A 20,515-nucleotide genomic window follows, 5' to 3' on the forward strand; every position below is an offset into this window, starting at 1 on the left:
GTCATGACGAGAGAACACCCTGATACCCCTCGCACAGCTGCCGAGCGCTTCGACACGGTGCTTGTCGCCAACCGAGGCGAGATCGCCTGCCGGATCATTCGCACGCTGCGTCGCATGGGCATTCGCTCCGTCGCGGTGTACAGCGATGCGGACCGCAATGCGCTGCACGTGACAATGGCGGACGCCGCTGTGCTGATCGGCCCTGCCGAGCCGCGATTGAGCTACCTGAAGATCGACGCGATCATCCGCGCTGCGCAACGAACGGGCGCGGGCGCCGTGCATCCCGGCTACGGGTTCCTTTCCGAAAACGTGGAATTCGCGCGCGCCTGTGCGGCGGCCGGGCTTGTGTTCATCGGCCCAGGCGAGCGTGCGCTGGAAACGATGGGCGACAAGATCCGTTCGAAGAACCAGGTCGCCGGCCACGGCGTGCCGGTGACTCCGGGGATCGCGGAACCCGGGCTGGACGACGCAGCGCTGATCGCTGCCGCCGACGAGATCGGATTTCCGATCCTGATCAAACCGTCCGCCGGCGGTGGCGGCAAAGGAATGTACGAGGTGCACGGGGCGGCGGAATTGCCCGACGCGCTTGCCGCGGCTCGTCGGGTCGCTGCAGGCGCATTCGGCGATGACACACTGTTCCTGGAACGCTTGGTCGCGACGCCGCGGCACATCGAAGTGCAATTGCTCGCAGACGCGTACGGCCACGTGATCCACCTGGGCGAGCGCGAGTGCTCATTGCAACGCCGGCACCAGAAGGTCATCGAAGAGGCGCCGTCGCCGCTGCTGTCGCCCACAACTCGCGAGCGCATCGGAGAAGCGGCCTGTGCCGTCGCTCGCAGCGTCGACTATGTGGGCGCGGGCACGGTCGAGTTTCTCGTGTCTGATGCCGCGCCGGACGAGTTCTTCTTCATGGAGATGAACACGCGACTGCAGGTTGAACATCCTGTCACGGAGGCAGTTACGGGCATCGACCTCGTCGAATGGCAGGTGCGCATCGCCGCCGGGGAAAAACTGACGCTCGGCCAGCAGGACGTTGTGCTGAACGGCCATGCGATCGAGGCGCGCGTGTACGCCGAGGACCCGCATAACGCATTTCTTCCGTCCAGCGGGCGCATTGTCGCGCTTCGCGAACCGTCGCCCGGTGCCGGTGGCGAACCCGGCATCCGGGTGGACAGTTCCCTGACCGATGGCCTTGAGATCTCGCCGAGCTACGACCCAATGCTCGCCAAAGTGATCGCATGGGGAGCGGATCGGGGGCAGGCACTGTCACGACTCCAGCACGCGCTCGGGGACACCGTCGTTCTGGGTGTGCACACCAACCTGGAATTCCTGCGCGCCCTGCTGGCGGACGCCGCCGTGCAGGCCGGAAACCTCGACACCGGCCTGATCGAGCGAACACTGCCGTCGATCGCATTCCGTCCGGTGGAAGACGGCATGCTCATCGCCGCGGCCCTGGCGATGCACGCGGCCGCCTGGTCGGCCGGAACGGATGCGCCGTGGTCGCGGCCGACCGGATGGCGCGTCGGCGCTCCAGCGCCGGCTCGCTACGAATTCGGTTTCGCAGAGTGCGGCAATGTCAACGCGAGCGCAACCGTGGAAGTCTTCGGTGCTCCGACGGATGCCTCCGTGCGCGTTCTGCGGGCGGCCGGCGGCGAGCCGGCGCAGTTGCGTCCGGCCGCTTGGGTGGGCGAGCGCGCGATCGCCGGCTCGGCCGGCTCTGACAACTCCACCGGCCGTGCCGAATTCTTGGAGCCGAATCGGTTGGAGTTCGACGGTGTCACCCGCACATTCTGGGCGGCTCGTGAGAATGGTCAGCTGTGGCTGGCCGAGAACGGGGTCAGCGCAACATTGCAGGTTCGTGACCGCGCGCTGGTGCTTGCGGAGCAGCTGGCGGCACGCGTACGAGATGTGAGTGCAGTCAGCCCGCAGGTGCGCTCGCCCATGCCAGGCACAGTGGTCACCGTCGACGTCGAAGACGGCGACCAGGTGGAGGCAGGAGCAAGTGTCGCCACGATCGAGGCGATGAAGATGGAGCACCGACTGGTATCTCCGGTCACGGGAACGGTGAGCATCGGCATCCGCGTCGGAGAATTGGTCAAGGCGAATCAGATTGTCGCCACGATCGCCACAACCGAAGAACCGGCGCAGGGCTCGGACGCCTCAGCGACCGCGTGAAGGCTGGGATTCGAGACTGGGACAGGGCAGACTCGATCGTAGCCGGACTCGGCACGGCCAGACTCAGACACAGCCAGACTCAGACACAGCCAGACAGGGAGGTCGCAGATGATCGACAAAGTGGTCTCGAGCGCCGCGGAAGCGGTTGCGGACATACCGGATGGCGCATCCATCGCCGTGGGCGGGTTCGGGCTATGCGGCATCCCGTCCGCATTGATCGCCGCACTGCACGACGCCGGTGCCCGTGAGTTGGAGACGATCACCAACAACTGCGGGGTCGATGACTGGGGGCTCGGCATCCTGCTGTCTGATCATCGCATCCGACGCACCGTCAGTTCGTACGTCGGTGAGAATCAGGAGTTCGCCCGGCAATTCCTCGCCGGCGAGCTCGAGGTGGAACTCACGCCTCAGGGGACTCTGGCCGAACGGATGCGTGCGGGCGGTGCCGGCATACCGGCCTTTTTCACGCCGGCCGGTGTTGGCACGCAGATCAGCGAGGGCGGATTACCGCAGCGCTATGACGGCGCTGGTGGTGTCGCCCAGGCATCTGCGCCGCGCGAGGTGCGCGACTTCGACGGCATCGACTACGTTCTCGAAAGGTCGGTAAGGCCCGATTTTGCGCTGGTGCACGCCGCACAAGGCGATCGCTACGGAAATCTGATCTACCGCGAGTCTGCGATGAATTTCAACCCGCTGGCCGCCATGTGCGGTCGGATCACGATCGCCGAAGTCGAAGAGATCGTCGACGCGGGGGAGTTGGATCCCGGTCGCGTGCACACCCCCGGCATTTTCGTGCAGCGGGTGGTGCTCGCGGCCGGCTATGAGAAAAGGATCGAGCGTCGAACGGTCGCTTCCGATGCTGTGGCTTCTCCCGCTGGTGGCTCACCGGTGAAGGAGGCTCGCTGATGGCACTGACGCGATTGGAACTGGCTGCCCGAGTCGCTCTCGAGTTGCGGAACGGGCAATACGTCAACCTCGGCATCGGCATGCCGACGCTGATCCCGAATTACATCCCGGATGGCATCGAAGTGGTGTTGCACTCGGAAAACGGCATCCTCGGCGTTGGTCCGTACCCGACAGAAGAGAACATCGACGCCGATCTGATCAACGCGGGCAAAGAGACCGTCACGGTCAACTCCGGCGCAGCATTCTTCGACTCTGCGACGTCGTTCAGCATGATCCGCGGCGGTCACGTCGACTTGGCGGTTCTCGGCGCCATGCAGGTCTCCGCGGATGGCGATTTGGCCAACTGGATGATCCCCGGCAAGGTCGTCAAAGGGATGGGCGGCGCGATGGATCTCGTCTTCGGCGCCAAGCGCGTGATCGTCATGATGGAGCACGTCGATCGTGCGGGCAACCCGAAGATCCTTGACGAGTGCACCCTGCCGTTCACCGGACGGCGCTGCGTCGACCGCATCATCACCGATCTGGCTGTGATCGACGTCGTGCGGGCGGAGGGCGGCCCGGGCGCGCTGCGCCTGGTCGAGTGTGCGCCGGGTGTCGGAGTCGACGACATCGTCGCGGCGACGGGAGCCCCGTTGCAGATCGCTCGCGGCCTGGCCGAGGGCGGCGATGCAGAATGAGCGAACCCATGCCGGAGCACATCGTGACCCAGCGAGGCCTGTACTACGAGGAGTTCGAACCGGGCACGCTGTATCGCCACAGACCCGGTCGCACGCTGACCGAGGCAGATAACGTGTTGTTCACCACCCTGACCATGAACACGCAGTCGCTTCATCTTGATGCAGCATTCTCTGCCACGCAACCGTTCGGGCAGCGGTTGGTGAACTCGATGCTGACGCTCGCGACGTTGATCGGCAGCTCGGTCGCGCAGCTGACGCAGGGCACGCTTGTAGCGAATCTCGGGTTCGGCGAGATCGCGTTTCCGCATCCGATCTTCCACGGCGACACGCTTTATTCGGAGACTCGGGTCGTCGGCAAGCGACTGTCGGCTTCGCGTCCGGGTCAGGGCATCGTCACGCTCGCGCATACCGGGCGCAACCAGGATGGCACGATCGTCGCAACCGCGTCACGCTCGGCCCTGATGTGGTGTGAGGCTGCGCATGCGGCGGTGGGCGGCACACCGTGATGGCTCACGCACCGACGCCGAGACGAGCGCAATTCGTGTTCGGGCCCGCTTTGCTGTTCTGTCCGGCAGACAGACCGGATCGTTTCCGGAAGGCGTTCGATCGAGCGGATGCGGTCATCCTCGACCTTGAAGACGCCGTCGCTCCCGCTGCTCGCCCGGCCGCGCGCGAGGCGGTGCGCAACAGCGGTTTGGACGCAGCACGGGTGATCGTGCGGATCAACCCGGCGGAGTCCGCCGACTTCGCTGAGGATCTGCGCGCCGTCGCGGCAAGCGGCTACACGCACGTGATGCTGCCGAAGACGGCGTCGCCCGCCGACCTGCTCCGCATCGCGGACTTTGACGACTCGCTGGCCGTGATCGCGCTGTGCGAGAGCGCGGCGGGCGTCTCGGCTGCCCGCGAAATCGCCGCAGCGCCGAACGTCTCTGCCGTGATGTGGGGTGCGGAAGATCTCATCGCCTCACTCGGCGGAACGACGAGCCGATTTTCTGACGGCCGATACCGCCCGGTCGCTGAATACGCGCGTTCTGTGGTACTGATCGCGGCCGCCGCTGCCGGAAAAGCGGCGATCGACACCGTGCACCTCGACATCGCGGATGTCGATGGGCTGAGCGCCGAAGCGGAGGATGCCGCAGCCAGCGGGTTCGCTGCAAGTGCGTGCATCCATCCGAGTCAGGTCGACGTGATTCGTGGCGCCTACAGGCCGAGCCCAGACGAGGAGGCGGACGCACTCGCCCTTCTGGCGGCGGCCCGCGAGCACGGCGGTGTCTTCCGGATGGGGGACCGCATGGTCGATGCGCCGGTGCTCCGACACGCGGAATCGGTGCTCCGCCGCGCGCGTCGGTGATCGCGATGCGAAAGATTTGATAACAGTTGCCGCGAGCCCCGAGGCTTTGTCGGTGGCCTGACCTACGCTCGTAGTGAGGTGCACCGAAGCGATTCGTCGGGAGTATGTCCGCTCGGGGGTCGGGCGCGGAAAGGGGGGAATGTGGCGTTGCCGTTCTCCGTTCGTGCGCGCGAACAGACCGCGAACAGCCGGGCCGGTCGGCCGGGCTTGAGCGCGTTCGCTGCCCAAACGTCGCCGATGGAGCAGTCGTCGCCGATGGAGCAGTCGTCGCCGACGGAGCGGTCGCTTCCGACGGACCAGTCGCTTCCGACGGAGAAGCTGCCACCGACCGCCGCCGCGCCGGTCGACTTCGATTTGACCGGCCCGCTGTCGATCGTCGCCAAGCGCAGGGTCAACGAATCGGCATTGACCGTGTTCCCTGTTGCCCTGGGCGGCAGCACATTCGGCTGGACGGTCGATGCCGATACGTCGATGCACATCCTCGACCGATTCAGTGACCAGGGCGGCAACCTGATTGACACGGCGGACAGTTATGCGGGCGGTCGCAGCGAACTGATCATCGGCGGCTGGCTTCGGGCGCGCCGCAATCGCGATCACGTTTTGATTTCGACCAAGATCGGGCGCAATGCAGACAACCCTGGGCTGGGGTCGGTCAGCATGATCCGAGCCGTCGAGGCATCGTTGGCTCGTCTGGGCACGGACCACATCGACATCCTCGTATTCCATGACGAAGACAGCACAGTGCCGTTGGAAGACAGTTTGGCCACCGCGGAATGGCTGATCGAGACCGGGAAAGTACGCTACCTGTCTGCGGCAAACTTCTCCGCCGAGCGACTGATCGAGGCCCGCATCCTCTCGTCGACGGGACTACCGCAGTTCGTCAGTATCCAAACCCACTACAACTTGATGCACCGCGCCGAGTTCGAGGGTGATGTGCGCGTCGTCGCCTCCGCACAGTCGCTCGCGGTGATGCCGTATGCGTCACTCGCCGGCGGTTATCTCACCGGCAAGTACCGCTCAAGAGATGTCGTGGCGACAAGCGCGGCGCAGGCGGCGAACGCGCTCAGTTATTTGGGTCGCAAAGGCAACCGCGTGCTCACAGCGTTGAGCCGTGTTGCGGCAATGCATCGGACGACCTCAGCCAGCATCGCGCTGGCCTGGCTGCTCGCGAAACGAAGCGTCACGGCGACGATCGCAAGCGCCACCAGTCCGGAGCAGGTCGACGATATGATGACTGCCGCAGGCATCCGCCTCACCCGTGCTCAGATGCTCGAACTCGACCGCGTCTCCGACTGAGCCGCAGCCGAGGATCGCCCTACGCTGCCGTCAGCGTCCGTTCGAAGACCCGCAAGAGGGCGGCGCCAGCAGTCACCGGGTCGCCGACGTTGCCGCCGGAGAGTGCACCGTCGCGTGCAAGCAGCAGGTCGTCTGCACCCTCAGCGGGGTTCGGATGGTTCATGGACGTGAGCAGGTCGATGAGAGTCTGCCGATACCACTGCCTGTGCGCGGTCACGGCAACTCGCACCGGATGGGTCGGATCTGAGAACTGCGCCGCCGCGTTGATGTATGGGCAGCCGTGGAAGCCGACCCGCGTCGCCTCCATGACGATGTTGCGTGCCAGTGAACGCAGCACGGCCCGCGCATCTCCCAGTGACTCCAGCTCGCTCGCGATGAATTCGCGGGCGATGCGGTCGCGTCCTGTGACGTACGCAACGATCAGCAGATCTTTCGATCGGTAGTGTTTGTAGAAGGTCGCTTTCGTCACGTGGGCGGCGGCGATGATCTTGTCCACACCGACGGTATGGATGCCCTCTGTGTAGAACAGGTCGTCGGCAACCTGGAGGATCTTGATCTTCGCCGGTGCCGGTGGCCTCTCGACGCGAGTGTGGGCGGTCTCCATGGGGTTCCCTTTCAGGCTGCTCCGCGACGGGAGTTCGGGGTTCTTGCAGGCTCGGCTCGGCGCTGAGAAAACAGATCGACTCAGTATAACCAGACAGAATGGTCGGTGTGTCCGCATTTATGAGGACACACCCGGTGTGTTGAATCGCTAGCGTAGGGTTGAGGTGATGAACGGCGCCGTTGACCTTCCCCTCGGCAAGGCCGAACTCTCTTTTACAGCGTCCGGTGATGCCATCGTTCGCCGATCGGTTTTGCCGAGCGGTGTGCGCATTCTCAGCGAGCATGTGCCCGGGGCACGTAGTGCCACGATCGGTTACTGGGTTGCCGTCGGCTCCCGGGACGAGGAGGGTGCGCGGGTTGCACGCGGAAGCACCCCGGCGCGTTCTGCAAGCTTCGGTTCGACCCATTTTCTCGAACACCTGCTCTTCAAAGGAACAGCAAAGCGCAGCGCCCTGGACATCGCAATAGCGTTCGACGCTGTCGGCGGCGAACACAACGCCATCACGGCGAAGGAGTACACCTGCTATTTCGCCAAGGTCCAGGATCGCGATCTGCCGATGGCCGTCGAGGTCATTGCCGACATGCTGACGTCGTCACTGCTGGACCCTGGAGAGTTTGAGAACGAACGCGGGGTGATCCTCGAAGAGCTGTCCATGGCGGAAGACGATCCGGCCGACGTTGCGACGGAACGCCTCTTCCAAGCGGTGCTGGGAGATCATCCTCTTGGCCGGCCGATCGGTGGAAGCCCTGAGACCATCCGGGCGGCAACCCGCGCCGCCGTATTCGAGCACTACCAGGCGAACTACCGCGCTCGCGATCTCGTGATCACCGCGGCCGGCGCCGTCGATCACGAGCAGCTGGTCGCCGATGTCGAACGAGCGCTGCGCGACGCGAACTGGGCGCTGGATGCCGAGGCGAGCCCGGTGCCGCGCCGTCCCAGCGCACCCGCCGCAATCTCCCGTGCGCGGTCGATCGTGACCGTTCAGCGGCCGCTCGAACAGGCGAACATCCTCGTGGGGATGCCTGGACTGGTCGCGGCAGACGAGCGCCGCGGCACGATGAACGTGCTCAACTCCATCCTCGGCGGCGGCATGTCGAGCCGTCTGTTTCAGGAAGTCAGGGAAAAGCGGGGTCTGGCCTACGCCGTCTACTCGTTTGCCGCATCGTTCTCGGACGCAGGGATCTTCGGCCTGTACGCCGGTTGCGGGCCGGCGAAGGCCGCGCAGGTGGCAGAACTGATGCTGGCGGAACTTCAGCGGATGGCCGACACCCCGGTCACCCCGGAGGAACTGCACCGCGCGGTCGGTCAGCTCTCCGGCAGCACCGCACTCGCACTCGAAGATTCAGACACGCGGATGTCGCGCCTTGGCCGTGCCGAACTCACCCTTGGCGAATTCACTGATCTCGATGAGAGCCTGCGGCGGCTCGCTCTCGTCACCGTAGAAGACGTGCAGGCACTTGCCGCTGAATTGGCCCACAGGCCGATTTCGGTGGCTGCGGTGGGAACTGTCGATGACGACACGTTCTCCCGCATCGCATCCTGACGTCGGCCGAATGCACGACACGATCATGCACGACACACCCACGCACGACATAAGAAAGGCCGATTTTCGTGCCCCACTATTTGTATTTGGTACGTCATGGCGAACAGCAGGACGCCGAGTACGGCATGCCGGACGGGCCGCTTTCGGCCAAAGGACAGCGGCAGGCGGCACTGATCGCCGAGCGCCTGGGCGGCGTGCCGTTCACGAATGCGTATCACTCGCCATTGCGGCGGGCAGCTGAAACGGCCAAGATCATCGGCGAGCGGATGCCGGCGCTTCACCCAGAGCCGTCCAATCTGCTGTTCGACTGCATTCCGTCGGGGCCGAGCGCCGACATGCCCAAAGCCTTCGAGTCGTTCTACGGCGCCGTGACCGAGGCAGAGATTGAAGCTGGCAGCGCTCAGATGGCGGATGCTGTCAGCGAATTCCTCACACCGGCTCGCGGCGACCGCCACGATCTTCTGATCACCCACAACTTCGTGATCGGCTGGTTCGTGCGGCACGTGTTCGATGCACCGTCCTGGCGCTGGATGGGACTGAACCAGGCCAATTGCGGGCTGACGATCATCCGGGTGCGTTCGGCTAAGCCTCCTGTGCTCGTCGTGCACAACGATCTGGGTCACCTTCCGGTCGAGTTGCGCACCGGGATGCCGGAGCTGCAGCCTGTGTGACGCGCGTCGGCGACTGCTACAACCTCTTGCGAAACCAGGTCGTCGCATTCGGGTTGTCGTTGTATGCCGGGATCTCCTCGAATCCCGTCGAGCGATACAGGCCGTCGGCTGCCAGGAGACTCACGTTCGTGTCAAGCACGAGTTCTGTGGCGCCGAACAGGCGAGCGCGGGCCTCGAGCTCCTGCAGCAAAGCGCGCCCGGCACCTTTACCTCGTTCCCGTGGCTGAAGCCACAGGTGTTTCACCTCGTAGCGGGTCTCTCCGGCAGCGTCGGCCTTGATGCGGCGGATGCCACCGCAGCCAACCGCGTTGTCGCGGTTGCCGGGGCCGTCGGTCACGACGAGCAAGAACACCCCGGCGGGCGGGATGAATGCCGCCCGGTCCGGGAACGTCGTCCGATATCCGCCTTGAGCCACCGGGAAGGATCGGGTGCGGTCGGCGAAATAGTCGGTCAGCAGCGCGTGCGCGTGCGCATCCGTCACATCCGTGTCGATGAAGCGAAGCATGCTTCCAGCGTACGCATCCCCTGGTGCCGGATGCCGCCCGGCGCGAGGGTATGACGTCGGCGATTGGTATCGTGAAGCCATGACAATTCGAGTGGCGGTCGTCGGAGCGACGGGCAAGTTGGGCTCGGTCGCAACCCGCCTGATCGAGGCGGCTGCGGACCTGGAACTCGTGGCCGCCCTCGATTCATCGAGTCCGCTGCAGGCGATGCTCGGCACGGATTCGGCCCCCACCGATATCGTGCTCGATGTGACTCTGCCCGCGGTGAGCCCTGACATCGTCGATTTTGCTGTTGAACACGGGCTGAATGTTCTGGTCGGCACGTCCGGCTGGTCCTCGGAACGGATCTCGAAGCTCGAATTCGCACTCGGCGATGCGCCGAAGACCGGCGTTGTCATCATCCCGAATTTTTCTATCGGGTCCGCGCTTGCTACGGCGTTCGCGGTCGCCGCCGGTCGGTTCTACGACTCCATCGAGATCGTCGAAGCGCACGGTGCCGGCAAGATCGATTCGCCGTCGGGCACCGCGGTGCGTACGGCGGAGCTGATCACTGCAGCACGCGGATCGCGCGGACCGGTCGAAGCACCGCACGTCGACCAGCGCGCGCGGGGGCAGCAGGTTGCGAGCATCCCCGTGCACAGCCTGCGATTGCGGGGCGTTGTCGCCAGTCAACGGGTGATTCTCGGCGGCCCAGGTGAGGTCGTGACGATCAGCCACGACACCATCGATTCCAGCGCGTATGAGGCCGGGATTCTCAGCGCCTTGCGCGCGAGTGTCGGGGTGCGTGGTGTTCTGGTCGGCCTCGACCAACTGATCGACCTGTCCATTGCGCTTCCGCGCACTTCAGGTGTGAGCTCAGTCGACACACGCGGTGCGAAGGCGGGCCGGAAATGAAGGGCCGGATTGCCGCAATCCTGATGGCGGCGCTGCTGTTGGTTTATGTCGTGCTGGTCGGGCAGCAGGCCGTTCTGATGCTGTTCTCGGGCCAGGCTGCCGGCGTCGTGATGGGGTCTGCCCTGATCGTGTTCCCGCTGATCGCGATCTGGGCGATAGCGCGCGAGTTGGCGTTCGGGGTGCGCACGCAGAAGCTGGTGCACATCCTCGAGGCCGAGGGTGCACTGCCCGTCGATGACCTGCCGCATCGCGCCAGTGGTCGTCCGTTGCGCGACGCGGCAGACGCCACGTTCCCGGCATATCGTGCTGAAGTCGAATCGCAGCCGCAGAGTTGGCGCGCTTGGTTCCGGCTCGGACTGGCATACGACGCATCCGGGGACCGCAAGCGTGCCAGACACGCACTCCGCGAGGCGATCCGCCTCTACCGGGCCAGCGCCCATGCGACGGCTTGATCAACGAGCTGGTGGCGGAACGCGAACCCGTCGTTGACCAGCGCCGCGGCTGACACGTTCTGGTCTGCCAGCAAGAGTTGCCGACCAGCGTCGCCCAGGGCGAGCTCCACGACGCGTTCCGGCAGCGGCATACCGTATGGCCTGTGCAGCGCCGCAGCCAGACTGCGAAGCAGGCGCTCAGCCCGGGCCGGGGTCGGACCGACGAGATTGACAGGTCCGGCCAGCTTCGAGGTGAGCAGATGGCGGATGGCTGCGGCCTCGTCATGCAGACTGATCCACGGCCAGTACTGCGCTCCCGTTCCAATCGGGCCACACAGCCCCACGAGGGCTAGCGCGCGCAGTGGCCGCAGCGCCCCGCCGCGCGCCAGCACCAGGCCGCTGCGCAACATGACCGTGCGGGTCGACTCCGGAGCGCGTCCGGCAGCAGCCTCCCAGCGGCGAACAACGCCTGCAAGATAATCGGAACCGGCCGCGGAGTCTTCGCGGAGCGGGCGCCCCGGCTGATCACCGTAGATGCCAACGGCGGATGCGCTCAAAAAGACGACCGGCGGCTGGGCGGCCAGCCGCATCGCATCCGTCAGCGTGTTCGTCGCCTGGAGCCGGGATTCGAGAATTCGCCGCTTGTAGCGCGGTGTCCACGGCAAGCGACTTAGCGACGCGCCCGACAGGTTGATGACTGCGTCAGCGCCGTCGATCAACGCGGTGTCGATGATGCGCGCACGGGGATCCCATTCGAACTCGCCCGCGCTGCGCGGGGGACGCCGCACGAGTCGCCAAACAGCGTGACCGTGCTGCTCGAGCTGCCGGCGCAACTCCGTGCCGATCAGGCCGGAGGCGCCCGCGATCAGAACGGTCATGACCGTTGGGGGCACCGGCGGGCCAAAGGGCTGCGACGGCTGCGCTGACGGCATCTCAGGCGAGGCTGGCCTCAAGGGTGATCGGGATGCCCGACAACGCCCGCGAGACCGGACAAGTGCGCCCTGCCTCGTCTGCCAGGCGCTGGAAGTCCTCGTCTGCGATGCCAGGGACCGTCGCGTTGACCAACAGGTGGCTGCCCGTGATGCCCTGCGCGGGGTCGAATGTCACGGCGGCTGTGGTCTGAATGCTCGTCGGTGGCGTGCCGAACGTTGCGAGGATGTTGGACAGCGCCATCGAGAAGCAGGCCGAATGGGCCGCCGCGAGCAATTCTTCCGGGTTCGTCACTCCGGTCTCACCAGAGGAGCGCGCCTTCCAATTCACTGGGAACTGTGCTGCCTCCGACGAGTCGAGGGCCAGCGTTCCTTCCCCGCTCATCAAGTCGCCGTTCCAGAGTGTCGTTGCCTCGCTTGTTATCGCCATGGCAAACCTCCCGCACATCGAGTGTGACCAAGCTTACTGTCGAGCCGACCGCGCTGATCCGAGGACCTGGGGGATTCACAGCGGATGCCACCGCGCCTCGTGCCCAGCGCGTTATGCGGTTGCCGAGTGTCGGCGCACCAGGCCCAGCCGCACGAGCAGCAGGTACAACTGGCAGCCGATGCAGTATCCGAACGCCGAGTTGAGAAACGCTGCGACGAATGCGGCAGCGGCCGCGATGATGAGACCGTAGGGCAGGCCGACGAGCTGAAGGACCAAGCCGATGGCCGTGACGATGAGTCCGACGGTCTGTGCGAATGTCGGCGGGGCCGGGTCCTCCAGCTCTGCAGGCGGGGCCAGCCGGGGCCGCACCAGAGTTTTGAACAGCACACCGTACGGATGCCGCGCCACGCCTGCCAGTGAACCCCACGCGAAGAGCGCGACGATGACGGTAAGGAGCACGAATGCCGCGACGCTCGCGCCGATCAAGCCGAGCACGATGACGATCAGGAGCAGAACCGCGGTGATCGCAGCCCCGAATCTCGGGCCACGCGGGTCGATGCCGACGCGGTTAGGGGTGAACTCAGGTTGAGACATGGGAACGTCCAATCAGATTGTCGAGACGGCCGATCAGTTCGTCACTGCGCGGAGCGCCGCCGATCCTCGCCCGCACAACCCCCGTCTCATCCAGAAGCAGTGTCGTCGGGGTTTGGAGAATGTTGAATCGCGTCGCCAACTGCGGGTGCTCGGTCAAATCCACGTCGATGTGCTCGACGCCGGGTCGCTCGGCGGCGATCGCTCCGAGCACGCGATATGTTGCGCGGCACGGCGAGCAGAACTCTGTGGAGAACTGCACAAGCGTCGCCCGCGATCCCAGAGCGGCGGGTGCCGGGAGGTCTGCGGCAAGCACGATCTCCGCTTTGGCTTCGGTGATCCGGCCGGTCCGTGATCGCACAACAAGACCGATCACGGTCGTGACCATCACCAATCCGATGACGAGCGCAACGGCGAGCATAACGTTCATGATGGAATCCACGCTACGCTCGCGCTGTGCAGAAGCGTGATCTGTGACGCAACATTACGCAGTGCGGGGCAAAACGGTGAGGGTTACCGCGCCTGGGCCGACCCGATAACCTAAAGACATGTCTGCGTCCCGGAACCCGTTCGGTCAAGTACTCGTCGCGCTCGTCACGCCGTTCACGGCAGACGGCGAAGTCGATTGGCCCGGCGTGGAGAAGCACATCGACGACGTCATCACGGCAGGCTGCGACGGTATCGTCATCTCGGGTACGACCGGAGAGACCTCGACCTTGACAGACCCGGAGAAACTGCGTCTGATCGAGGTGGCAAAGCATGTTGCTGCGGGCCGGGCCAAGGTGATCCAGGGCGGTGGGTCGAACGAGACGGCCCACGCGATGCAGCTGTACAAGGCCAGCGAGAAGGCGGGCGCCGACGGCGTGATGATCGTCACGCCGTACTACAACAAGCCAACCCAGTCCGGGGTGCTCACGCACTTTCGCATGATCGCAGACGCAACCGACCTGCCGGTCATCTTGTACGACATTCCAGGGCGCACCGGCATCCCGATCATGTACGAGACGATCTTGCGCGCTGCCAAGCACCCGAACATTGTCGCGATCAAGGATGCAAAGGGCAATTTCGCGGAGGTCAGCCGCGTTCTCAACAACACCGACCTGCTGTACTTCTCTGGAGACGACACCAACGTGCTCCCTCACCTGTCGATCGGCGCAACGGGCCTCGTCGGAGTGACTGCCAATATCGCGGCACGTCCCTATCGGCAGATGGTCGACGCCGTCAACGCCGGTGACCTGGCTGCGGCGACGCTTGCCCACAAGAAGCTCGAACCGCTGGTGCGTGCGGTGATGACACACGTGCCGGGCACGGTGGCTGCCAAATACATCCTGCACGGACTCGGGCGCATCGCGAGCCCGCGCGTTCGGCTGCCGCTTGTCGGCCCAGAGGACTTCGAGGCTGCGCAGATCGAAGAGGAACTCGACTTCGTCCACGACATCCCCGGCCTCGACTTCACAAACTTCCGGCCCGATCGCAACGCTGCGGCCGGCGGCGCTCTGCCCAAGGTCGCCGGAACGACACGCTAGGTGCGCTCTGAGCGCGACCACATGGCATCCATCACCGACTAGGAGGGCATATGCCCAATTCCGTATACGAACCGCCCGCCCTTCAGCTTGGGACATTGCGCGTGATCCCCACTGGAGGGCTCGGTGAGATCGGCCGCAACATGACGGTCTTCGAGATCGACGGCAAATTGCTGATTGTCGACTGCGGTGTGCTGTTCCCCGAAGAGAACCAGCCGGGCGTCGACCTGATCCTGCCGGACTTCACCCCGGTGCGCGATCGGCTCGACGACGTTGTCGGCGTCGTGCTCACGCACGGACACGAAGACCACATCGGCGCCGTTCCGTATCTGCTCCGGCTGCGGGCCGACATCCCGCTGATCGGTTCCGGGCTGACGCTCGCGCTCGTTGAAGCGAAGCTCAAGGAGCACCGTATTCAGCCGTACAGTCTCACGGTCAAGGAGGGGCAGCACGAGAAGCTCGGGCCGTTCGAGCTCGAGTTCGTTGCTGTCAACCACTCCATTCCGGATGCGCTCGCGGTCGCCATCACGACCAGTGCCGGTGTCGTGCTGCACACGGGCGACTTCAAGATGGACCAGCTGCCGCTGGACAAGCGGCTCACCGACCTTCGTGCGTTCGCGCGGCTTGGCGAGGCCGGCGTCGACCTCTTCCTCGTCGACTCCACCAACGCGGATGTCCCGGGCTTCACCGCCCTCGAGCGGTCCATCGGTCCGGTGCTCGACAATGTGATCGCCCGCGCTCCACGTCGGGTGATCGTGGCGAGTTTCTCGAGTCATGTGCACAGGGTGCAGCAGGTGCTCGACGCTGCCGCGGCGAACGGCCGCCGGGTCGCGTTGTTGGGCCGCTCGATGGTGCGGAACATGACGATCGCCGCCGACCTCGGCTACTTGAAGGTGCCCGAGGGCATTCTCATTGACTACAAGAAGGCTGCGGACCTTCCCGACAACAAGATCGTTTACATGTCGACCGGGTCGCAGGGTGAGCCGATGGCCGTGCTGGCGCGCATGGCCAACCTCGACCATCAGATCGAGGTCGGCGATGGCGACACGGTGATCCTGGCTTCCAGCCTGATTCCAGGCAATGAGAACGCCGTGTATCGCGTGATCGACGGGCTGACCAAGCTGGGCGCGACGGTGGTGCACAAGGCGAACGCCCAGGTGCACGTCTCCGGGCACGCCGCTGCCGGTGAACTGCTGTACTGCTACAACATCATCAAGCCGAAGAATGTGTTGCCCGTTCACGGGGAGTATCGACACCTGGTCGCCAACTCGAAGCTTGCGCAAGACACGGGGATTCCGGCGGAGAACACCATCCTCGCGGAGGACGGCACCGTCATCGACCTGAAAGACGGCGTCGCACGCGTGGTCGGCCAGCTCGATCTCGGCTTCGTGTACGTCGACGGTTCCAGCGTCGGTGAGATCACGGATGCCGATCTGAAGGACCGCAGGATTCTCGGCGAAGAGGGATTCATCTCGATCATCGTCGTGGTGGAGGCCGCGACGGGTCGCGTCGTGGTCGGCCCGGAGATCCACGCGAAGGGTTTCGCGGAGGATGACACGGTGTTCGACGCTGTCAAGCCGAAGATCGTGGCCGCGCTGGTCGATGCTGCACAGAACGGCGTGCGCGACTCGCACGCCCTCTCGCAGGTCGTGCGCCGCACCGTCGGCCGATGGGTGAACACCAGCTATCGCCGTCGTCCGATGATCGTGCCGCTCGTCATCGAGGCGTAGCGAAGCGGAGCCTCGCTGAGCAGCAAACACAGTATCGAGGCGTAGCGAAGCGGAGCCTCGGGGAATCGAATGCACGAACACCTTCTCAGCATCGCTCTCCATGACACTCGCCGCAGCCTCCCGGTCAATGACGGCGCGCGGAAGTACGGTGTAATCCATGGCTATGAGCACCAAACCGACCCGTAATTCTCGCGGCACAACGTCGCGAGGAGGGTCGTCTGGGCGCGCCGATGCGGCGAAAAGTTCGGCAAAATCGTCTGGAAGGGCGGCGACGCAGAAGACCGTGCGCTATCCGGCGGCGGAAGCGAAGCCAGGCTTGCTCGTGCGCCTCTGGATGGGTCTCGCTCATCTCACCGGCGGTGCAGCCCGGGCCCTTGGGCCGGAGAAGCTGGAGAAGGAAGAACGCCGTGACGGCCTGCCGTTCTTCATCGTGCTCTTGGCGATCGCAGGCGCTGTGGTCGAGTGGTTCTTTATCAACAATTCCCTCGCCCACTCATTAGACACCTGGAGTTTCGGCGGGCTGTTCGGTCGCGTGGCGTTCGCGCTTCCCGTGATCATGCTGGTTTTCGCGATCTGGTTGTTTCGGCATCCGAGCTCGGTGCACGACAACACCCGCATTGGAATCGGTCTGATCCTCCTTCTGGTCTCGGTGTCCGGCCTCTGTCACATCTTCAGTGGGCAGCCGCAGCCGAGCGATGGAATGCCTGTGCTCGCCCGCGCCGGCGGCATCATTGGCTGGATGGTTGCTGCTCCGTTGATCGCACTGATCACCCCGATCGGCGCCACAGCGGTCATCATCGTGCTGTTGCTGCTCAGTCTGTTCATCATCACGAAGACCCCGCCGAACAAGATCGGCGAACGGTCACGTGAGTTGTATGCGTATTTGTTCGGAGCACAGCTGCCCAGTGAGGAGGAGCGAGAGGCGGCGAAAACTGAGAAGCTCGAACGGCTCGAGAAAGCGCATCAGGTTGAGCTGGACGGCGTTGATGAGGAGGATGCAGCAGATACGAACCTCCCGTGGTGGCGTCGCAACAAGAGCCAGCGGGAAGAGGATCCGGCATTCGACACTCCGGTCGTGGAATCCGTGACCGACGTGCTCGGGGCGGGTGCGGCATCCGGGCAGGGCGAGTTCGCGTCAGCGCTCGAACCGGACCCGGCATCCGATCATTACGGAACGGAGGTGCTCGGGGAACTGCGGGTGGCAGAGGACGCCGTCAAACGGTTCACAGGGGAGGTTGCGCTCGGCGGTGAAACTTCGACAGGTTTGCGCGGTGACGGCGCGACAGATGTGCTGCCCGGCTTCGTCATGCCGGCCGCTGACCGTGGCGCAGAAGAGGACGGTGTCGGTTTCGATCTCGCCGGTGCGGCCCCGCTCGCGCCCGTTCCGCAAGCGCCGTACCGACTGCCTGCCGCATCGACGCTGTCAGTGGGGGCGCCCGGTAAGACCCGATCAGCGGCCAACGACGAGGTGGTTGCAGCCATCACCGACGTACTCGGGCAATTCCACGTGGACGCGAAGGTCACCGGTTTCTCCCGGGGCCCGACCGTCACCCAGTACGAGGTCGAACTCGGGTCGGGTGTGAAGGTCGAACGCGTCACCGCGCTCAGCAAGAACCTGTCATACGCCGTGGCGAGCAACGAGGTGCGCATCCTGTCGCCGATACCGGGCAAGAGCGCGATCGGCATCGAGATCCCCAACTCCGACCGCGAGATCGTCTCTCTCGGTGACGTGCTTCGGTCGGCCGCCGCGGCCAATAGCCACCATCCGATGACGATCGGCGTCGGCAAAGACGTCGGCGGCGGTTACGTTGTCGCCAATCTTGCCAAGATGCCCCACCTCCTCGTTGCGGGCTCGACGGGCTCCGGCAAGTCCAGCTTCGTCAATTCGATGATCACCAGCTTGCTGATGCGAGCAAAGCCGTCCGAGGTCAGGATGGTGCTGGTCGACCCGAAGCGGGTCGAACTGTCGATCTATGCCGGCGTTCCGCACCTGATCACGCCCATCATCACGAACCCGAAGAAGGCCGCGGAAGCGTTGCAGTGGGTCGTCAAAGAGATGGACATGCGCTACGACGACCTGGCCAGCTTCGGGTTCCGGCACATCGATGACTTCAACAAGGCCGTCATCAATGACGAGATCATCCTGCCCGCCGGCAGCGAGCGCACGCTCAAGCCTTACCCGTATCTGCTGGTCGTCGTCGACGAACTCGCCGACCTGATGATGGTCGCCCCGCGTGACGTCGAGGACTCGATCGTTCGTATCACGCAGCTGGCGCGCGCATCCGGAATCCACCTGGTGCTGGCAACGCAGCGACCGAGCGTCGATGTCGTCACCGGGCTGATCAAGGCCAATGTGCCGTCTCGGTTGGCCTTTGCGGTGACGAGCGTGACGGATTCCCGCGTCATCCTGGACCAGTCCGGCGCCGACAAACTGATCGGCCAGGGCGATGCCCTGTTCTTGCCGATGGGTGCGTCGAAAGCGATTCGTGTGCAGGGGGCCTGGGTCGGCGAGAGCGAGATCCAGCGGGTCGTCGAACACGTCACGGCGCAGGCAAGGCCGGACTATCGGCAAGACGTCGCCGCCGCAACGGAACAGAAGCACATCGATGCCGATATCGGCGACGACTTGGAGCTCGTGCTCGCGGCAGCCGAGCTGATCGTTTCGACACAGTTCGGCTCGACGTCGATGTTGCAGCGCAAGTTGCGCGTCGGCTTCGCGAAAGCCGGGCGGCTGATCGACCTGCTCGAATCGCGGAACGTCGTAGGGCCGTCTGAAGGTTCGAAAGCCCGTGACGTGCTCGTCCCCGCCGACCAGCTGCCGCAGGTACTCGCCCAACTGCGCGGCGAGGATTCGCCGCATTCGGCAGCCTCTTTCAGCGCTCCCGCTTCCGGCGCGCCCGGGTCCGCTGTCCCTGGGTCTGCTGCCGCTGGGCACGCCGACAGGTACGCCGACGACCCGGTTGCTGCGTCAACGTCCGGCTATCCTGAGGAGGAGGCGCCGTCGGACGAGGACGCCTGGAATCTGACCGGCAGGGAGTGAAAATGGGCAGTGGCGACTCCGCCTCTGCACCCGGGTCGTTGACCGGCGCAAGCAATTGGAATGTGCCGAACCTGATCACGGTCGTGCGCATCCTGCTGGCTCCGCTGTTCGTTTGGATGCTGCTGGTCGACAATGGCGCGGACGGCGCCCTCCGCTGGTGGGCCGGTGTGCTCTTCATCCTGGCGATCGCGACGGATGGCGTCGACGGTGCCATTGCCCGGCGCCGCGGCCTTGTCACAGAGCTCGGAAAGCTCCTCGACCCGATCGCTGACAAGATTCTGATCGGCGGAGCGCTGGTTTCGTTGTCCATCCTCGGCGAGCTGCCCTGGTGGGTGACCATTGTGATCATGGTGCGCGAAATCGGCATCACCGTCTATCGCTTCATCGTCATCAAGAACGGGGTGATCGCGGCGTCTCGCGGCGGCAAGCTGAAGACGATCGTGCAATCGGTCGCGATCTCACTGGCGCTGCTGCCGTTCTGGAGCGTCTTCGGTTCTTGGGTGTACTGGTTCGACGGCATTCTGATGACTTTGGCCGTCATCCTCACTGTCGCAACGGGGCTGGACTACCTCTGGCAAGGTGTGCGCGGCTCCCGGGCACGAAAGCAGCGAACCGAGACGAAGCTCGAATGAGTCAGCACACCGCACCGGATGAGACGGCTCGACTGATTGCCGAGCTGGCGACTCGCGGGCTGACGCTCGCCGTGGCGGAATCACTGACCGGCGGGGGACTGACGGCCGAATTTACCAGGCCCGCCGGGGCATCCGCCGTCGTGTTGGGCGGTGTGGTCGTCTACGCGACCGAGCTGAAGCACTCCCTGGTCGGTGTCGATGCCGCACTCCTGGCTGAACACGGGCCTGTGCACCCCGACGTGGCGGCGCAGCTCGCCGACGGGGTGCGCCGGGCGGCGGCTGTCGGTGGCCGCCCGGCCGATATCGGCGTTTCAACGACCGGGGTCGCCGGGCCGGACCCGCAGGGTGGGCAACCGCCCGGAACCGTTTTCGTGGGAGTTTCCACGAGCGCGGCCACCAGGGTGATCGCGCTGAATCTGAGCGGTTCACGTGCCGAGATCAGGGTGGAAGCCGTGCGTCGTGCCGTCGCGGCTGTTGCGGAAGCTGCCCGGGAATAGCGGGCGATCGGGGCGCGTTGCACTCGGTGTATTCACAAGAAAACTCCAGTCGTCGTCGTTAGAGTTCTGGCACAGGATGCGTGTACAGTTGA

Annotated in this window: 21 protein-coding genes; 15 read left to right on the plus strand and 6 right to left on the minus strand. The window is 64.8% G+C overall.

What is annotated here, in order from left to right:
* Window positions 1-3: 3 nt before the first annotated feature.
* The 6 genes from QU604_RS08520 (at window position 4) to QU604_RS08545 (ending at window position 6,405) form a co-directional block, all read left to right on the plus strand.
* Entirely contained in the window at window positions 4-2,175 is a 2,172-nt protein-coding gene (locus tag QU604_RS08520; RefSeq protein WP_308468379.1) for an acetyl/propionyl/methylcrotonyl-CoA carboxylase subunit alpha, read from the plus strand.
* Window positions 2,176-2,283: 108 nt separating this feature from the next.
* The gene (locus tag QU604_RS08525; RefSeq protein WP_308468380.1) at window positions 2,284-3,081 is read left to right on the plus strand and encodes a CoA transferase subunit A; all 798 of its coding nucleotides are present in this window, start codon (window positions 2,284-2,286) and stop codon (window positions 3,079-3,081) included.
* Window positions 3,081-3,758, plus strand: a complete 678-nt coding sequence (locus QU604_RS08530) for a 3-oxoacid CoA-transferase subunit B (RefSeq protein ID WP_308468381.1) — start codon at window positions 3,081-3,083, stop codon at window positions 3,756-3,758. Before QU604_RS08525 ends, QU604_RS08530 begins: the two co-directional genes overlap by 1 nt.
* Before the next feature lie 8 nt (window positions 3,759-3,766).
* Window positions 3,767-4,264: a MaoC family dehydratase gene (locus QU604_RS08535; protein WP_308468382.1), complete on the plus strand. Its 498-nt coding sequence runs from the start codon at window positions 3,767-3,769 to the stop codon at window positions 4,262-4,264.
* Window positions 4,264-5,109, plus strand: a complete 846-nt coding sequence (locus tag QU604_RS08540) for an HpcH/HpaI aldolase/citrate lyase family protein (protein WP_409350026.1) — start codon at window positions 4,264-4,266, stop codon at window positions 5,107-5,109. Before QU604_RS08535 ends, QU604_RS08540 begins: the two co-directional genes overlap by 1 nt.
* 141 nt (window positions 5,110-5,250) lie before the next feature.
* The gene (locus QU604_RS08545) at window positions 5,251-6,405 is read left to right on the plus strand and encodes an aldo/keto reductase (protein ID WP_308468384.1); all 1,155 of its coding nucleotides are present in this window, start codon (window positions 5,251-5,253) and stop codon (window positions 6,403-6,405) included.
* A gap of 19 nt (window positions 6,406-6,424) precedes the next feature.
* On the opposite strand, the gene QU604_RS08550 is transcribed toward QU604_RS08545, so the two are convergent.
* Window positions 6,425-7,009 (minus strand): TetR/AcrR family transcriptional regulator, encoded by a 585-nt coding sequence (locus QU604_RS08550; protein ID WP_308468385.1) that lies wholly within the window; start codon window positions 7,007-7,009, stop codon window positions 6,425-6,427.
* Between the two features lie 166 nt (window positions 7,010-7,175).
* On the opposite strand from QU604_RS08550, the gene QU604_RS08555 reads away from it, so the two are divergent.
* The gene (locus tag QU604_RS08555; protein ID WP_308468386.1) at window positions 7,176-8,552 is read left to right on the plus strand and encodes a M16 family metallopeptidase; all 1,377 of its coding nucleotides are present in this window, start codon (window positions 7,176-7,178) and stop codon (window positions 8,550-8,552) included.
* 68 nt (window positions 8,553-8,620) lie between these two features.
* Window positions 8,621-9,223, plus strand: a complete 603-nt coding sequence (locus tag QU604_RS08560; protein ID WP_308468387.1) for a histidine phosphatase family protein — start codon at window positions 8,621-8,623, stop codon at window positions 9,221-9,223.
* A gap of 16 nt (window positions 9,224-9,239) precedes the next feature.
* Here the strand turns inward: QU604_RS08560 and QU604_RS08565 are convergent, their stop codons facing one another.
* A complete protein-coding gene (locus QU604_RS08565; RefSeq protein ID WP_308468388.1) occupies window positions 9,240-9,728 on the minus strand; it encodes a GNAT family N-acetyltransferase in 489 nt (162 codons plus the stop codon).
* 79 nt (window positions 9,729-9,807) lie between these two features.
* On the opposite strand from QU604_RS08565, the gene dapB reads away from it, so the two are divergent.
* Together dapB and QU604_RS08575 are read left to right on the plus strand one after the other, a co-directional pair.
* Entirely contained in the window at window positions 9,808-10,620 is an 813-nt protein-coding gene (dapB, locus tag QU604_RS08570) for a 4-hydroxy-tetrahydrodipicolinate reductase (RefSeq protein ID WP_308468389.1), read from the plus strand.
* On the plus strand, window positions 10,617-11,072 hold the full coding sequence (locus tag QU604_RS08575) for a tetratricopeptide repeat protein (protein ID WP_308468390.1): 456 nt from the start codon (window positions 10,617-10,619) through the stop codon (window positions 11,070-11,072). Before dapB ends, QU604_RS08575 begins: the two co-directional genes overlap by 4 nt.
* Here the strand turns inward: QU604_RS08575 and QU604_RS08580 are convergent.
* From QU604_RS08580 to QU604_RS08595, 4 genes are all read right to left on the minus strand, one after another.
* Entirely contained in the window at window positions 11,042-11,929 is an 888-nt protein-coding gene (locus QU604_RS08580) for a TIGR01777 family oxidoreductase (protein ID WP_308468391.1), read from the minus strand. The two genes, QU604_RS08575 and QU604_RS08580, sit on opposite strands and share 31 nt — an antisense overlap.
* Window positions 11,930-11,984: 55 nt before the next feature.
* Complete coding sequence (locus QU604_RS08585; protein ID WP_308468392.1) at window positions 11,985-12,410, minus strand: OsmC family peroxiredoxin; 426 nt, start codon at window positions 12,408-12,410, stop codon at window positions 11,985-11,987.
* Window positions 12,411-12,521: 111 nt separating this feature from the next.
* Window positions 12,522-13,004, minus strand: a complete 483-nt coding sequence (locus tag QU604_RS08590; protein ID WP_308468393.1) for a DUF4395 domain-containing protein — start codon at window positions 13,002-13,004, stop codon at window positions 12,522-12,524.
* The gene (locus QU604_RS08595; RefSeq protein WP_308468394.1) at window positions 12,991-13,431 is read right to left on the minus strand and encodes a thioredoxin family protein; all 441 of its coding nucleotides are present in this window, start codon (window positions 13,429-13,431) and stop codon (window positions 12,991-12,993) included. The genes QU604_RS08590 and QU604_RS08595 overlap by 14 nt, the downstream gene beginning before the upstream one ends.
* A gap of 118 nt (window positions 13,432-13,549) precedes the next feature.
* Between QU604_RS08595 and dapA the strand changes: the two genes are divergently transcribed.
* The 5 genes from dapA to QU604_RS08620 all read left to right on the plus strand — a co-directional run bounded on the left by dapA (window position 13,550) and on the right by QU604_RS08620 (window position 20,423).
* The gene (dapA, locus tag QU604_RS08600; protein ID WP_308468395.1) at window positions 13,550-14,527 is read left to right on the plus strand and encodes a 4-hydroxy-tetrahydrodipicolinate synthase; all 978 of its coding nucleotides are present in this window, start codon (window positions 13,550-13,552) and stop codon (window positions 14,525-14,527) included.
* Between the two features lie 50 nt (window positions 14,528-14,577).
* Window positions 14,578-16,254, plus strand: coding sequence for a ribonuclease J (locus tag QU604_RS08605; RefSeq protein WP_308468396.1), 1,677 nt, complete (start codon window positions 14,578-14,580; stop codon window positions 16,252-16,254).
* A gap of 157 nt (window positions 16,255-16,411) precedes the next feature.
* Entirely contained in the window at window positions 16,412-19,294 is a 2,883-nt protein-coding gene (locus QU604_RS08610) for an FtsK/SpoIIIE family DNA translocase (protein WP_308468397.1), read from the plus strand.
* Between the two features lie 2 nt (window positions 19,295-19,296).
* A complete protein-coding gene (gene pgsA, locus QU604_RS08615) occupies window positions 19,297-19,926 on the plus strand; it encodes a CDP-diacylglycerol--glycerol-3-phosphate 3-phosphatidyltransferase (protein WP_308468398.1) in 630 nt (209 codons plus the stop codon).
* Entirely contained in the window at window positions 19,923-20,423 is a 501-nt protein-coding gene (locus QU604_RS08620; RefSeq protein ID WP_308468399.1) for a CinA family protein, read from the plus strand. The genes pgsA and QU604_RS08620 overlap by 4 nt, the downstream gene beginning before the upstream one ends.
* The last annotated feature ends 92 nt before the right edge of the window (window positions 20,424-20,515 follow it).

It is taken from the genome of Rathayibacter sp. SW19, from assembly GCF_030866825.1.
GTDB lineage: Bacteria > Actinomycetota > Actinomycetes > Actinomycetales > Microbacteriaceae > Rathayibacter_A > Rathayibacter_A soli.